Here is a 16,737-nt window from a genome sequence, read left to right as displayed (position 1 = left end):
GCGCGATTTTGGAAAGCGGCAAGGCAAATCGCTCGATATTCCGATCTGCCCAAAACCCCAACGCTCTCAACGTTTAAGAATTTGGCGGTTTAAGCAACTTATGTATTGCTAACGGGAACAATAAAAAATAAATGCTTTTACATTAATGTTTAACCGCGCAACGGCTCTCACTCCATCAAAACTGAAGTCTGCGATCGCCCGCGATCCTCTGATAGTTAAACCGGATACGATGGTGATGGAGGCGATCGCCCTAATTATCGGCGTGCGGGCTGTTAATAATACCACTAAAACTGCGGATGGGCAACTGGATCAACTATATCTAGAGTCCCGATCGAGGTGCGTGTTGGTAGTGGAAGACGGGCGGTTGCTAGGTATTTTGACAGAGCGGGACGTGGTGCGCCTGAGTCTCCAGCAGCGTTCTCTAGAGAATCTAGCGATTCGGGTGGTGATGGTACATCCAGTCATCACCCTGCACGAGTCTGCTTTTAGCGATTTATTTTTTGCGATTAATCTGCTCCAGCAGCATCAGATTCGCTACTTACCCATCCTGGATGAGCAGGATCGCCTGGTGGGGCTGGTGACTGATGAAAGTCTACGGCAAATCTCCCGCAATATAGATATTTTGCGGTTAGAAGCAGAGAAAATCGAAGTATTGGAAACCCTTAGCGTCGCACTAGAACAACAAGTTGAAGCCCGAACCATCGCGCTGAGAGCGAAGGCAGAGCGGGAGAAATTGGTGGCAGCGATCGCTACCCAAATCCGCTCCTCCCTGAGTCTGCAAACCATTCTGGAGACGACTGTAGCACAGGTGCGGCAATTGTTGGGTTGCGATCGCGTTAACATTTGGCAGTTGAATGGAGATTCGCAAATGATCGTCGTCGCCGAGTCCACCAACTCCTCACTGTCACTGATGGCCGAGCAGATTAACGATACCTGGTTTCAGCAAGACTGCACGGAGATTTATCGCCAGGGGCGGATTCGTGTCGTGCCGGATATCTACACAATCGAAATGTCAGATTGTCACCGCAATATGCTAAACCGCCTTCAAACCCGGGCCAAAATTTTGGTGCCCCTGCTGTGCGGCGATCAATTCTGGGGTTTCCTCAATGCCACCGAAAGCCAGCACGCGCGGGAGTGGTTGCCGGAAGAAGTTGAACTGCTGCAAGCCTTATCAATGCATCTGGCGATCGCCCTTGGGCAAGCCATTACATACCAAAAATTGCAAGAGCAACTGCTCGAGCGCCAACAAGCGGAAACTCGGCTGCGGGAGAGCGAACAGCGCTATATCACATTAACCACCTCTGCCCCCGTGGGGATTTTTCGCACCGATGCGGCTCTTAATTGCACCTATGTCAACGATCGCTGGTGTCAGATTGCCGGACTCACCCCAGAAGCCGCCACCGGAGACGGATGGCGACAAGGGTTGCACGCCGACGATCGAGACACGATCGCGGCAGAGTGGTATCAATCTGCCCAAGAAAACCGCTCTTTTCGCCGAGAGTATCGCCTTCAACGCCCCAACGGTACAGTAATTTGGGTTTATGGGCAGGCGGTGGCGGAGCAGAATGCCGAGGGGCAGGTGATTGGTTATGTGGGTACGATTACTGATATTAGCGATGTCTACGAGGAGCTACGCTTACGCAAACGGGCGGAATTAACACTGCAAAAACTGGTGACAGGAACCGCCGCCGTCACTGGAGAGGACTTTTTTCCAGCTTTAGTGCGCCACATTTCCGAAGCGTTAGATGTCCGCTATGCCCTCGTCGCCGAACTGGTGGACGACAAACTCCATACTTTGGGGTTCTGGGGAAATGGAGCCTTACAGCCGTCAATTTCCTACTATCCGGCTGGCACTCCCTGCGAATATGTCCTGAGAGACGGGGAATTTCACTGCCAAAGCCAAGTTCAAGGACTCTTTCCTGACAATTCCAACTTGGCGATCATGCAGGCAGATAGCTATCTGGGCATTGCCTTAAAAGACGATCTGGGCAATGGGATTGGCAACCTTTGCATTTTAGACGTGCAGCCCTTGGGAGAGGCGAAACGCGCCGAAGCGATCGCCATCCTCCAGGTATTTGCAGCGCGGGCAGCCGCAGAATTGCAGCGTCAAGTGGCAAACAATGCACTACATCGCTTGAATCAGGACTTGGAAGGGAGGGTAAAACAGCGGACTCAAGAACTCCAAGCGCGAGAGGCTCAACTGCGCGACCTTTTCGACAACGCCACCGATTTGATCCAAAGCGTTTCGCCCGACGGTCGAATTTTATTTGTGAATCGGGCATGGAAAGAAACCTTGGGATACAACGATGCCGATTTGGAGCAGTTGTCTATTTTCCAGGTGATCCATCCCGATGACCTTGGGCATTTCCAGACAGCGATCCAATGCCTATTTACTGACGCACTCAGTTTAGATATCGAAACCAGATTCCTGACCAAAGATGCCAGAGAAATCATCGTCGAGGGGAATATCAATTGTCAGTTTCAAGATGAACAGCAGATCGCCACGCGGGGTATCTTTCGAGACATTACCCAGCGCAAACAAGCTGAAGCACAACTCCATAAACTATCGGAGCGCCTCGCCTTGTCCCTGAAATCTGGGGCGTTCGGCTGTTGGGAGTGGGACATTTTACAAAATACCATCCTTTGGGATGAGCGGATGTACGAACTGTATGGTGTCACAAAACAATCTGATTCCCCTGTGTTCTACGACATTTGGGCAAACAGGCTACATCCCAATGACCGCACTGCCGCCGAAACATTAGCCCAGCAAGCCGTTTTAGGACAGGCAGAATACGATACCGAGTTTCGGGTTGTGCATCTCGATGGAAGTATTCACTTTATTAAAGCCTATGGGGTGCTGGTGCGAGATGCTCAGGGCAATCCCCAGAGCATGATTGGAGTTAACTTTAATATTAGCGATCGCAAACAAGCCGAGAAAACCATTGGCCAACAGGTCGAACGAGAACAACTGCTACGAGAAATCACCCAGAGGATTCGTCAATCCCTAGACCTCCAGACCATTTTCGACATCACTTGCCAGGAAATCCGCTCGGTGATTCAGGCCGATCGGGTGTGCATTTTCAAATTTTATCCCGAATCCAACTTTGATGACGGCGAATTTGTGGCTGAATCAGCTGTAGAAGGGTTTTCCTCAGTGGTGGCGATTCGGGTACACGACCACTGCTTTGGCAAAAACTATTCATCCCTCTATGCCTTGGGTAGGTCTTATGTTGTCGATGATATTTATAACGGTGGGATGACAAGCTGCCACAGTGACATCCTGTCTCAGTTTCAGGTGCGTGCCAATCTGATTATGCCATTCCTCTGCGGTAATAAGTTGTGGGGCTTGCTGTGCATCCATCAATGTGCGACAACCCGCCACTGGCAGCAGTCTGAAATTGACTTTACCCAACAACTTGCCAACCAGTTAGCGATCGCCATTCAACAAGCGAATCTCTACGAGCAAATCCAGTCGGAACTCTTGGTGCGGCAGCAAGCCGAAGCGAAAATTGCCCTGCAACTGCGACGAGAACACGCATTGGGGGCGATTATCCAAAAAATTCGCCAGTCGCTAGATATCAACGAGATCCTGGCAACGGTGACTCAGCAGGTCAAAGACGTGATGCACAGCGATCGCGTTATCGTCTTCCGGCTCTTTGCTGATGGCAGAAGTCAAATTGTCGAAGAAGCCTTATCTGGTGAGTTCCCCGCCCTCAAAGACCGCCACTGGGATGACGAAGTGTGGTCTCCAGAAATCCTCGATTGCTACTGGCAGGGCAAGCCCCGCATTGTCCCCGATGTGATGAACGATATTTGGACGGATTGCCTGGTGGAATACTCTCTCGAAGGTCAAATCCAGTCGAAAATTATCGCACCGATTTTACAAGAGGTGCGAGGTAGCGAAACCCATCGCTGGGTTGCCCCCTGGGAAAATAACAAGCTGTGGGGGGTTTTGGTTGTCCATGCCTGCCAAGAAAAACGAGTGTGGAAAGACTCGGAAGCGCAACTTCTGCAACAAATTGCCAACCAGTTAGCGATCGCCATTCAGCAAGCGAGTCTGTTTGAGCAATTACAACAAGAACTCGCAAAAGGACAGCAGGCAGAGGCAAAGCTAACCGAGAGCAATCAACAACTGGCAATTTCTAACCAAGAACTCGCCCGCGCCACCCGCCTTAAGGACGAATTCTTGGCGAACATGAGCCACGAACTCCGCACCCCCCTCAACGCCATTTTGGGCATGACCGAAGGGCTAGAAGAGGAAGTATTTGGCATCGTCAACGAGCAACAACTCAAAGCCTTGCAAACCATTGAGGGCAGCGGCTCTCATTTGCTGGAGCTGATCAACGATATCCTGGATGTGGCAACTATTGAAGCCGGACAGATTAAACTGGAATTCACCTCAACTTCAGTGGGCGATCTATGTCAATCCAGTCTGGCGTTTATCAAACAGCAGGCATTCCAAAAAGGAATTAAGGTTGAAATCAAACTTCAGCTGAATCTACCTGACCTGCTCGTGGATGAACGCCGCATTCGGCAAGTGTTAATTAACCTGCTGAACAATGCGGTCAAATTCACCTCAGAGGGGGGACGCATTACTCTAGAAGTTGCTCAACTTTCCCCCGATACTACCGATTCCTCAGAGCAACACTTTCTGCGAATTGCCGTGAACGATACAGGCATCGGCATCTCGTCAGAGAATATCAAACAACTATTTCAGCCCTTCGTCCAAATCGATAGCGCCTTGAACCGTCAATATACAGGTACAGGATTGGGACTGGCATTGGTGAAGCGGATTGTCGAACTCCACGGCGGTAGGGTAGGGCTAACCAGTGAATTGGATGTGGGCAGTTGCTTCACGATTGAGTTACCCTGTACTCCCGGTTCCCCCTTCTCGCCGGACTTGACGGCAGGTAATCAACCCGCTGCGATTCTCAAACTGGATTCTCCTCCTGCCAACGATTCGCACCCTGCCCCCCTGATTTTGCTAGCAGAAGATAACCAAGCCAATATCAGTACAGTTTCTAGCTACCTCCGTGCCAAGGGCTATCAGATTCTCTTAGCAACAAATGGTCAAGAAGCGATCGACCTGGCCGCAACTCACCAGCCTGACTTGATTTTGATGGATATCCAAATGTCGGGAATGGACGGTTTAGAGGCAATGAGACAGATTCGCCTCGATTCTAACTTGATTGATATTCCCATCGTTGCCTTGACAGCGTTAGCCATGACCGGCGATCGCGATCGCTGTTTAGAAGCAGGAGCCAACGACTACCTAACTAAACCCGTGAAGCTCAAGCAACTGGCCACCACTATTCAACAGCTTTTAATTGGAATAAAGGCTAACAAATAAATAATGCCCTCTATTTTAGTAATTGACGATCAACCCGATAACTTTGATGTGATTGAAACCCTCTTAAGTAAGCAAGATTATCTGCTACACTATGCTGCCAGTGGTCAAGAGGCGATCGCATCTCTCAACCTATTTCAGCCAGATGTGATTTTGCTAGACCTGATGATGCCGGGAATGGATGGGATAGAAGTGTGCCAGCTAATTAAAGCCATGCCGCAATGGCAGCCAGTTCCGATCATTATGGTGACGGCTCTCACCGCCAAAGAAGACCTCGCTCGCTGCCTAAAATCAGGTGCTGACGACTTCATTAGTAAACCCGTGAATGCTATCGAATTGCGGGCACGCATTCATTCAATGCTCAGGATTAAGCAACAGTACGATAACATCCAAGCTTTATCGAATATCCAAGCAAGTACCATCAAAGTCTTGGAAAGCACACTGAATGAACTGCGCGGCAACTTGGTTTCTACTTTACCCCATGAACTCAATACACCACTAAATGGCATTGTCGGAATCATCAGCCTACTCATCGAAGATATTGACGACATGGATACTGCCGAAATCCGTGAATTTTTAGGCTTGGCAGATCAATCCGCCCATCGCCTAGAAAAATTAACCAAACAATTCTTGATCTATTTAGAACTAGAGTTATCAACACACCAGCAGCAAAAAATCGAACCTCAGTCAACTCACTTTTCAATGGCAGCGATTGAAGCGGCTTTGCAATCTCATCCTCAAAGTGTTAATCGCAGCAACGATTTCATCTTTGCAATTGAGGAGGCTGAGGTGTCAATATCGGAGCGATATCTAGCGATTATCCTCGATGAATTAGTTGGTAATGCGCTCAAATTCTCCCACACTGGGACAGCGATTAAGATCAGTAGTCAGGTGGTGGCAGGAATGCTAAATCTCTCTGTTCATGATTTTGGATGGGGCATGACAGAAGAACAGATATCTAAAATCGGTGCTTTCATGCAGTTTGAACGCAAAACCTACGAACAGCAGGGCATAGGCATGGGCTTAAAGCTTGTGCAAAAAATCGTCGAACGTTGTGGTGGGCAGTTCTCAATTTCAAGTGTCTATCAACAGGAAACAACGGTACATATTGGAATGGCACACTTGAAAAACTAGCTCAAAATGATGATTGAGAAGACCGGAGAATATTAGCTTTTTAAGAATCCGAAAAGTAGCAACTTCAGTTTGTAGATTAATCTTGAGTAGTTCTTGATTGGACGCATGACATTTTTTCTTGTGGAGTAGACCGAAAAGCCTGCCCTAGAGCGCCAGTCCAACTTTCATGTAGGACTTACGCAAAAACCCTCTCAAACTCTCATTCCTCCGTGAACTCAGTGTCCTCTGTGGTTCGTTTTCCATTACCTGTGCGTAAGTCCTATCATGGATGAATAAGTTCGTAGTCAGGACTTTAGTCTTTGATTTGAGCGCTTCAGCGCTCTCTACGAACAGATTCATCCAAGTGTTGTAAATAATAGGTATATAGTACCTATATATACTTAGGGAAACGAAATGCGGCTTTAAATGTAAACTTAATAATTCTTTGTATTAATTAGTTACAAAGATAACTTAACAAAAAAATAAACATTCTTGAGGCTGCATAATTTTATACTGGTCAGCAGAATAAAAAACATTTGGTTGCAAAAAGCGAGTGAAGCTATGACACTAGGCTTTTCTGTACAAAAACTAGACAATGGCTCTAATTATTTGAGTTCCTCAGACATCCAAAGCTTTTGTCAGCTTGAGTCTGAGCAGTTAACTAGTCAGTATCCAATTTTTTTCGCTCGAATTGTCTATCATGATTCATTATTGAGAGCTAATCAAGAGGTGATAAATTACGGTCAAGACCAAGTTCCTTTTTCCCCGAAAACTTTAGCTTATTTGCGTTCAGAAGCATGGCTGACAGATTTTCCGCCTGTTTTGACTTTACAGGAATTTAAACTTAAGGACTTTTCATCCATTTCTTATATTTGCCCCATATCCTATAGAAATCAAAAACCTGAATATATTCAAATCATTACTCATGAACCTCTCTCGTCGAGTTTACAACTATATGTAAAACGCTCTGCTATGCTGCTGAGTAAGTATGTAGATATTTCCTTGGACTATGCCAGACAAAAAACTGAAATTAAACTTTTAGAAGATATCTTGCATCGAGTGGGGCATCAATTACGTAACTCTCTAGGACTCATAGGATTGTATGCACATAATCTCTGCTTAGGTTTAGAGGATAGCCCTTGGCAAGAGCAAGCAACAATCATCGGCGAAAGTATACAAGATTTAGATACTAATTTAAACGAACTAATTGATTGCGGTCAAAGTGCAAAATTAAGGGTAACACTTCAAGATTTAAGAAGTTTAGTGGTTGAAAGTCTCACAAATTTACAACCTCTAATTAATCAGAAAAAACTAAAAATATTGATTCCCGATACATCGACAATACTGAAGATAGACAAATTACAAATGAAACAAGTTTTTGATAATATCCTCAGTAATGCCGCTCATTTCAGTCCTAATTCAGGAACTATTACCTGTAGCTGGCAGATTTTCCAAGATGAAGTTTTAATTAAAATCTCCGATCAAGGGCCAGGATTGTCTCAAGAGGACTTACAAAAAATATTTACCCCATTTTATTCCCGACGAAAAGGAGGTACAGGACTGGGTTTAACTATTGCGAAAAAAATTATTCTAGATCATCAAGGAAGTATCTGGGCGCAAGTTTTATCAGAAAGTGGGGCACAATTTTCGATGATTTTGCCTCGGTCAAGGAGCGTGAATTAATTTATAATTCATCATAAAAATATGATTAATGATAGTAATAAACTTTCAGTTTTACTCGTAGATGACGAAGAACGCTTTCGTCAAGGTTTACGTACTCTCCTAAATTTTTATAGTATTAATTCTGCGTTACCTGTAGAAGTTATTGGTGATGCAGATTCTGTTGAGCAAGTTTTAAAGTTTACAACCCAGAAGCGTCCAGATTTAATTTTGCTGGATATGCAATTGAAAGGATGTGATGGAATTACAGTTCTGGCACGTCTTAAAGAAGCTGCTTACAGTGGCAAAGTTTTAGTATTGTCGGCTCATCAAGAAGACGACTGGATTTTTAGAGCTATGCAGGGAGGAGCCGCAGGTTATGTATTTAAAAATCGTGTGGCAACCCAATTATGTGAAGCTATTGACACTGTAACTAGGTCAGAAATTTATCTACCTTCAGAAGTTGCTAGTCGATTTTTCCGGTTTTTTCAGGCTTATTCAGATTCTTGTGTAAAAGCGTGTCATGAGGTGCATTTAACGGAAAGAGAGCAAGAAGTTTTATACTGGTTAACTCAAGGTGCTTCTAATGAAGAAATCGCTAAACATTTGTATGTAACAGTTGCTACTGTTAAGGCGCATCTCACCAGTATTTTTGAAAAATTGAAGGTTACTAGCCGGACTCAAGCGATTGTGACTGCCCTCAAGTTAGGATTAGTTCATGCTTGAGCGCGACGGAAGTAGTCGGTGCAATTCACGAAACTTTTTGTATATGGCTTCATTTGAATCTTTTTATCAAGAATACCCCTGCTCGTACAATTCTCCCTTAAGTTGCGATCGCCCCTTCCAAACGGCACAGCAAATCAAGGGTGCTAAGTTTTGCTTGGAATGTGGTTTTCCAGCAACTTTACCACAGGAGGCTGAGATTAAAGGAAGTCAGGGAACTTATCAAATAACTAGTTTTGTCGGTGTGCGCGGTTTAGGGCGCTTATACTCAGGTGTTCAACTCAAGGACAAACAACCTGTCATCATCAAAGAATACCTGCTCCCCAATCGTTCTTTTAATGAAAGTGAGACTCAAAAGCGGAAAGAGACTTTTAAACGGGTGGGTGGAGTAAGTTTAGCCGATAGTCGAATTCAAAACTTCCGTCTGGTGGAAACTAAAGAAGCGATCGCAGATGAAAAAGGAGAACGCTGTTATTTAATTACTCAAGGCATAGAGTCATCCCAAACTTTAGGTAAGTATCTCATAGAAAAGGGAGCAATGACATCTCTTGATGTGCGTGAGGTACTAAATCAAGGTTTACAAACTCTCCAGTTTCTCCACACTCAAAAACTGCGTTTTCCCTCCAATCAAACACAACTGGGTATCACTCACGGCAATATCAATTTAGATAGTACTTTAATTAAAGTAGAAAATAATCAAAAATTTTCTATATATTTTTGTGATTTAGCTATCTGGGAAAACTTATTTATTCCCCCAATTATTCCTCAACCTGCTCCCGCCAGACCTGAGCAAGATTTAGAATCATTAGGATTATTAGCCTTTTATTTATGGGTAGGGCGGACAACTAATTTTTCATCTAACCAGCCTCTCGACCCTAGAGATAATCAACAATGGCCGGATACCGATAGCTATTTAAAGCAATTTATTTATCGTTTAATTGGGCTGGAAACTCCTTTTGAGAGTGCAGAATCGGCTCGTAAAGCACTATTAGAACTTCCTCAAGAAGATCGTGCTAAAAGTTCGGCACGTTCTACAGCTTCTCAAGAAATAAAAAAGCCTTTACCAACACCCTTAATTTTGCTAGTAATCCTATTTTTATTACTACTTGGTGGGGGAATTTGGTATTGGCTTTGGGGCAGGAAAACAGATAATCCTAATCAATATATCCAATGGTCTAGACTTGTGCGGAATTTCTCAGAAGTACCCAACGTTCCTTCTGGACAATTTACCTACACAGGAGAAAAAGATAGTACATGGAGTTTTGTTTTAACGCAATTAGTGGACAACAGCCGTTTAGGAGATTTATTGACCAAACCAAAGCCAGATGCAACAGCAACATTTGACTATAAATCTGTTTTGTCATCAAATATAAATAATCCGATTAAAAGTATCGAAGAAGTTCAAACAAACAAAAAAGATTTTGCAATTACTAGTTTAGTAGACAACATTACAGATAAACTTGCGAAAAAACCAGTAGCCTATGATGGTTTACTTGTTTTTGTCGCATTTAATAAAAGAGACTCAAATCTTGCCAATGCTCTTGGGGGGCAAATCAATCTTGAGCAATTGCGTCAAATTTACACAGGTAAAATTACTAATTGGCAGCAGATTAATCCCAAACTTCCAAATCTGCCTGTGAAACCTTTTGCCCCAACCGAACCGGAAGCAATCAGTAAATTTCAACAAATAGTTCTGCAAAATGCCCCTCAAGACGAAGCTTTATTTGCAGCGAAAGTTACTAAACTTGATACAACAAAAACCCAAAACCTGATACGCAGTGAAACTTTAGATGGGCGAACTACTGGTATTATCAGTTTTGGGATTATCAGTAAAACTTCGAGTCAGTGTACTGGCTATCCTCTAGCGATCGCAGATGGTAAAAAGTCCGCTATTCAACCTCTGTTTCAAAAGCGCGATCGCCGCTCAATAAATCCTTCAGATGATTTGTGTCAACATGATGATTATTATGTTGATGTCACAACTTTCCAAAGCTACCCCTTGGGATACCCTATTTTTGTAGTGTACCCTAAAGACAGCAACCGCCTACCTGGTGGTTCTACATTTGCCCAGATGCTAACTACTCGTCAGGGTCAGTGTTTACTTAGTAAAGTAGGTCTTGTAGCTTTACAACCTATGCCTGATGATATAAATTCTTATGCCTGCAAATCGGTGCCCTAATCCTAGTTGCGAATATTTTAACCGCGCCCTGCCTAACAATGCTAAGGTTTGTCCCTGGTGTTCCACCCCTGTGGGTAATGTAGTTTCTCCTACACCACAACCACCTAGTCAACCTCCACCTATTCAACAACAACCTAGTCAACCACCTGTTCAGTATCAGCGGCCCCCTACAGACCAACCTAACTACCAAGCTCCCCAACAAGCCCCCATTGATTATTCAACAGTCTATCAGCCACGAGTTTCCTATCAACCAACACCACCTGTTTATACTCCTCCGCCTCAAAGAGCGCCAGCCTTAAAGCTGATTCATAGCACTGGCAGAGAATTTCACCTCATTGGGGAAGGAGGTTATATTGGTCGCCGCAGTCAGAGTCCAGGAATAGCGCCGCCAGAAATTGACTTGACCGGCATTCCCAGTGAGGGAATAGTCTCTCGTCGTCATGCGCGAGTCGATTGGGACTGGTCGCAAAATTCTTACATGATTGTTGATATGAGTACAAATGGTATTTATTTAAACAACAATCCTCTAACTCCCGGTATGCAGTATCGCCTACTAAATGGTGATTTGCTGCGATTTGGTCAGGATAACCTAGTTAATTTCACTGTATATATTGTGTAGTAAAAAACTGATTTTATAACTTTTAATTAACAAGACTGGGGGCTTAACAACAAGCTTAAGCCCTTTGTTAAAGATAGACCAACTTCTGGGCTAAATAATTTAGTAAACTCTGCTGTTGACGACTCATTTTTACCTTCTTAAATCCAATATTCGGTCATGAGTCATTTTCAGTTATCCCGAAAGACAAAGGACAATGGACAGATGACGGTGGACAGAGGACAAAGGAAAAATGAGCAATGTATTTCGGGAATTTCTGCAAAAAGTAGGCAGCGGAAACCACACAGCTGAGAATTTAACTCGCGCCCAAGCAGCCACCGCTACTAAAATGATGCTGCTGGGTGAAGCGACACCAGCCCAAATTGGAGCCTTTTTGATTGCTCACCGAATTAAGCGTCCAACGGGAGAAGAGTTAGCTGGAATGTTGGATGCTTATGAGGAACTGGGGCCAAAACTGCAACCCATAGCCTCTGGGCGACCAGCGATCGCTCTTGGCATACCTTATGATGGTAGGACACGCACAGCACCAATTAGTCCTGTCACAGCTTTATTACTTGCCGCATTGGGACAACCAGTGGTAATGCATGGTGGCGATCGCTTACCCACGAAGTACGGCTTACCGCTGATAGATATTTGGCAAGGTTTAGGAGTCGATTGGACTACTTTACCCCTAGCACAAACTCAACAAGTGTTTGAGCAAACAGGAATCGGCTTTATTTATCTACCTCAGCATTTTCCCTTAACTACAAGTATTTGGGAGTACCGCGACCAACTTGGCAAACGTCCGCCGTTGGCGACAATGGAGCTAATTTGGTGTCCTTATGCTGGCGATGCTCACGTAATTGCTGGATTTGTCCATCCGCCAACAGAAGGGATGTTTCAGATAGCTCTAGGACTGCGAGGAGTGACAAAATTTACATTAGTCAAAGGATTGGAAGGTAGTTGCGACTTACCGCGCGATCGCACTGCAATCATCAGCTTATCTTCATCCGTAGCACCCCAAGAGGTAGAACGATTGCACCTCGTACCGCGCGATTACGGCTTTACTACCAAGAACGTACCCCTTGGAACTACTGAAGAACTGGTGGCGGATATTCAAGAGGTTTTGGCAGGTAAACCAGGTGAATTGATGCAAACAGCCTTGTGGAATGGCGGATTTTATCTATGGCGGAGTGGTATTTGTTCAGATATGGTAGAGGGTTTAGCGAAAGCAGAAGAATTATTAACCAATGGTGTAATAGCAGCTAAACTCCAAGAACTGAGCCAGGTAGTAAATTCAGTGTCAGCAGCATTTGTGCCAGTGTAAACACATGGATTTAATCACACACAATTCGTAATTAATTACGAATTACGAATTACGAATTACGAATTACAAATTATTTACTCAGCGACTTCTCCAAAATAGATTTTTGTTCCAACCAATCTTTACCTACTTGGATACTGATATCTGAGCCAAGGTTGCCAGTGCTTTCCACCCGCACTTCGCCAAATCCCAAAGTGCTGCGAATTGATTCGGCACTGTCACCATCTCCCTGTTGGGCGACAATGTGAGTTACGTCTAGAGGTTCACCCCATGCTTTGGCCACATAGATATTGCGATATCCAGATTTTTCTAAGGCTCTAATTAATGGTTGCAGGTTAGAGCGATCGCCACCTGTACTATCTTGAATTGCGACACGTAAAGAGCGGGGGTTAGTTGTAGTTGCCAGCTGTTCCTGTTCTGACTCCAAACCAAAGTGTTGAGCCATCAGTTTGGCAATCCCATCTTTGTTGGGCAACCAATAGCTAGCATCATACTCGCCTTTCTCGCTAAAGCGACCAGGCAGCATTAACATTTGCATATTAGAGCGATTTGTCCGCACTCCAAAACCCATTAGCGCCACTAACTCTTCAACCGTCAAGTTAGTATCAATGTGGTCTTTCACGACATCAAGAACTTTAGGTAATTGAGCAACAGTAGCTGGGTTGAGTGTTTGCTCCATCAAAGCACGCATGACCATTTGCTGGCGCTGAATCCGACCAATATCACCAAGTTCGTCATGGCGAAAACGCAGCAATTGCAATGTCTGCTCGCCATTTAGATGCTGCTTACCAGCCTTCAAATTGATGTATAAATGCTGAGAATCATCTTGATATTTCATATCTTTAGGAACGTAGACAGTCACGCCACCCAAAGCATCAATCAGCTTGGCAACTCCCAAAACGTTAATTCGGACATAGCGATCGATTCCCGCCCCACCTAAGAGATTGCTGACAGTTCTGGCAGTCAAAGCTGGCCCACCGTCAACATTGGCAGCATTAATTTTTTTCACTCCATACCCCTCTATTTGTGTGCGGGTATCTCTGGGAATGGAGAGCATATTTATTTTTTTCGTCTCTGGATCGAATTTGACCAAGAGCATCACATCAGAAAGACCATCAAAGGAGTTGACTTGGGGCAGGTATTTGAGGTTTTTGGTTTCTTCTGGAGGGTTTTGGATATCTGGGGGAAGTACGCTCATCCCCATCACCAAAAGATTCACCGGGCGAGTTAATTCTGAAAATCGCAACACACCTCCAGAAATGCGATCGCTATCAAAGGCCGCCTCGTCCTTTGGAGTTAGCTGCGCTTGTTGCAAAGGTGTACTGGTCAAAGACACCGCCAAAAGTGCCCCCGCAGTTGCAGATACCATCGCAATACCACTCATACCTACCCAAAACCACAGCCAACGTCCTGATGTCGAGTTTTGGGGAATTTTTTTATTGGACTTTGAGGCTTTTCCCGACTGGTTTTCTTCCGCCGAACTTCTTTGAATGGTCACAGACTTCCTCACACTTACTCACTAATCAAATTCAGTAATTTTGCAGATTAAAAACACCCAAACAAATCAACCCATAATAGCTAACTCTTAATTATCGGTGCTAACTTTTTTAATGTAGTGTCAACCACAACACTTATAGCAGCATTTACTCTTTTTTTGGGACAACCTGGAGATGTTTTACTGAAGTATGGCAATAATAAACTGGATTTGACTAGATATATAGATAAATCAGCCAGAAATTTTCCAAAAATCAGTAAAAACACCGATAAATTATCACCATAAAAAATTAAGATAAATACTTGCCAAGCACTCGTTCAGCTAAATTACTAAACCCTGGTAAACGACTAGATTTGCCCTGCATTAGGCGCAAAATCAACCAAATACTTACTAAAAAGTAACCTGACGTGAGAAAGCTATTGAGGATAAATAGACGTAGCGGAAAAAAATCTGAAGTTGCTGCTCCGGTAGCTAATAATAGATAACTCAACAACCAAGTAAGGGCCAAAGTAATAGACAGACGACTAATCGCAAGTTGTTCCCGACTACCCTGGCCCCGATAGAGCGTCCACAAGGATGGAAAAAAGCCGACGATCGGAACTAAATGTAAAAGCAACTGTGTTTTGGGCATCGGGGATGGGGCATTATTATTCTCCCCCTGCTCCCCCTGCTCCCCCTGCTCCCCTGCTCCCCTGCTCCCCTGCTCCCCTGCTCCCCTGCTCCCCTGCTCCCCTGCTCCCCTGCTCCCCTGCTCCCCTGCTCCCCACTCCCCATTCTCTTTTGGTTCAAAATTCTTCATTGGGGTTAGTCTAACTCCTAAACTAGAAGGATGAATAAGACTCATATAGTTAGAGATAATAAGCTGTAAAGAAAAATTTCATCTAGTTCTATTCCGCAATCAGCTCAAAATGCAGACACGTAAGCTACTCGACTGGTGGCAAACATTTACTCCAATAGCGCGAATCGGGGCGATCGCACTATTCATTCCGCTGCTAGTTCTCAATGGTTGGGCACTTTCGGTATTTTTTAATTATTTCCATTCTCTCATAGTCATTTTAGTTGGAGCCTCAGTGCTAGCATTTCTGCTCAACTACCCCGTGAGCTGGATGGAGCATCATGGTGCTAGGCGAGAACAAGTCGCTATCCTAGTATTTCTCTTGGCTGTATCGATTTTATTGGCGTTGGGTGTGACACTTTTTCCCTTGGCCCTTACCCAAGCTCAACAACTGGTGGCGCGTTTGCCAGATTTAATCGACTCTGGACGCTCTCAGTTAATGATCTTAAACGGAAAAGCTGAGACTTTTGGCTTACCGATTAACCTCGATGCTCTGGTGGTGCAAATCAACGATCGCGTCAAAGGACAATTACAAGCGATCGCCGGACAAGTTTTAAATCTAGCTGTACTCACAGTTACTAGTCTGCTAGATATTCTCTTGACGATGGTTTTGACTTTTTATCTTTTACAGCACGGGGGTGAACTCTGGGAAAGTTTAGTCGAATGGCTACCTAACAAATTTCGTGAGCCTTTCTCTAAAACAGTCCGCTTAAGCTTCCAAAATTTCTTCATCACCCAGTTGATTTTATCTACCTGTATGGCTTCAGCCCTTATTCCTACCTTTTTGTGGCTGAAAGTGCCATTTGGACTGCTATTCGGACTAACTATTGGCCTAATGGCTCTCGTCCCCTTTGGCGGTTCTGTAGGCATCGCAATAACTACACTGTTGGTAGCGTTGCAAGATTTTTCAATGGGTGTGAGAGTGTTGATCGCAGCGGTAATTGTACAGCAAATTCTCGAAAACTTAATTGCCCCCCGAATTTTAGGCAGTTTTACTGGTTTAAATCCAGTTTGGATTTTAATTTCGGTCTTAACAGGGGCAAGAATTGGCGGATTGTTGGGTGTAATTGTGGCAGTACCTACAGCTGTTGTGATTAAGACTGCTTTAAGTGCCTTGCGTCCTGGTAGCGGGACAAACGACAGCGCCATTGGAGAGATAACTGCATCCGTTCCAGCAAATGAGTCCTCGAAAGCGGACGCCAACAAAACTTTGAGCATTTCTGAAGCAACATTGCCTTAATACAAGAAGGCAGGAGCAGCAAGTGTATCATCAGTTATTTATCAGGAACGGTAAGGGGCAAGGGAAAGGGTAATAAAACTGTTGCTCGTATGGTGGGCGACTATTATCAACCCTTTACCCCTCTTATTTATTTATTTACTGGACTTTAGACTAAAGGTGAGCGATCAGTAAGTGAGAGGGTGGGCAAAAAATAAAGGGATGCCTGTAATCACAAGCACCCCAGTAAC

10 protein-coding genes are annotated in these 16,737 nt (G+C 44.6%); 8 read left to right on the top strand and 2 right to left on the bottom strand.

Going from position 1 to position 16,737, the window contains the following annotated elements; genetic code table 11:
* The first annotated feature begins 145 nt into the window (after window positions 1-145).
* From V7K61_RS09070 to V7K61_RS09040, 7 genes are all read left to right on the top strand, one after another.
* The gene (locus V7K61_RS09070) at window positions 146-5,350 is read left to right on the top strand and encodes a GAF domain-containing protein (protein WP_335052899.1); all 5,205 of its coding nucleotides are present in this window, start codon (window positions 146-148) and stop codon (window positions 5,348-5,350) included.
* A gap of 3 nt (window positions 5,351-5,353) precedes the next feature.
* Entirely contained in the window at window positions 5,354-6,481 is a 1,128-nt protein-coding gene (locus tag V7K61_RS09065) for a hybrid sensor histidine kinase/response regulator (protein ID WP_335052897.1), read from the top strand.
* Between the two features lie 540 nt (window positions 6,482-7,021).
* Window positions 7,022-8,143 carry a sensor histidine kinase gene (locus tag V7K61_RS09060; protein ID WP_335052895.1) on the top strand — a complete coding sequence of 374 codons (1,122 nt, stop codon included), beginning with the start codon at window positions 7,022-7,024 and terminating at the stop codon, window positions 8,141-8,143.
* Between the two features lie 21 nt (window positions 8,144-8,164).
* Entirely contained in the window at window positions 8,165-8,845 is a 681-nt protein-coding gene (locus V7K61_RS09055; RefSeq protein ID WP_335052893.1) for a response regulator transcription factor, read from the top strand.
* A 43-nt stretch (window positions 8,846-8,888) separates the two neighbouring features.
* Window positions 8,889-11,021 (top strand): substrate-binding domain-containing protein, encoded by a 2,133-nt coding sequence (locus tag V7K61_RS09050; RefSeq protein ID WP_335052891.1) that lies wholly within the window; start codon window positions 8,889-8,891, stop codon window positions 11,019-11,021.
* On the top strand, window positions 10,999-11,640 hold the full coding sequence (locus V7K61_RS09045; RefSeq protein ID WP_335005687.1) for an FHA domain-containing protein: 642 nt from the start codon (window positions 10,999-11,001) through the stop codon (window positions 11,638-11,640). The genes V7K61_RS09050 and V7K61_RS09045 overlap by 23 nt, the downstream gene beginning before the upstream one ends.
* 229 nt (window positions 11,641-11,869) lie before the next feature.
* Entirely contained in the window at window positions 11,870-12,943 is a 1,074-nt protein-coding gene (locus V7K61_RS09040) for an anthranilate phosphoribosyltransferase family protein (RefSeq protein ID WP_335052888.1), read from the top strand.
* Between the two features lie 70 nt (window positions 12,944-13,013).
* Here the strand turns inward: V7K61_RS09040 and V7K61_RS09035 are convergent, their stop codons facing one another.
* Together V7K61_RS09035 and V7K61_RS09030 are read right to left on the bottom strand one after the other, a co-directional pair.
* A complete protein-coding gene (locus V7K61_RS09035; protein ID WP_335052886.1) occupies window positions 13,014-14,438 on the bottom strand; it encodes an LCP family protein in 1,425 nt (474 codons plus the stop codon).
* A 286-nt stretch (window positions 14,439-14,724) separates the two neighbouring features.
* A complete protein-coding gene (locus V7K61_RS09030; protein WP_334839035.1) occupies window positions 14,725-15,066 on the bottom strand; it encodes a hypothetical protein in 342 nt (113 codons plus the stop codon).
* 277 nt (window positions 15,067-15,343) lie between these two features.
* On the opposite strand from V7K61_RS09030, the gene V7K61_RS09025 reads away from it, so the two are divergent.
* The gene (locus V7K61_RS09025) at window positions 15,344-16,510 is read left to right on the top strand and encodes an AI-2E family transporter (protein ID WP_335052884.1); all 1,167 of its coding nucleotides are present in this window, start codon (window positions 15,344-15,346) and stop codon (window positions 16,508-16,510) included.
* Window positions 16,511-16,737 lie beyond the last annotated feature (227 nt).

It is taken from the genome of Nostoc sp., assembly GCF_036918015.1.
Lineage (GTDB): Bacteria > Cyanobacteriota > Cyanobacteriia > Cyanobacteriales > Nostocaceae > Nostoc.
Note: the sequence above shows the minus strand (reverse complement) of the source record. Positions and strands in the feature narration are given on the sequence as shown.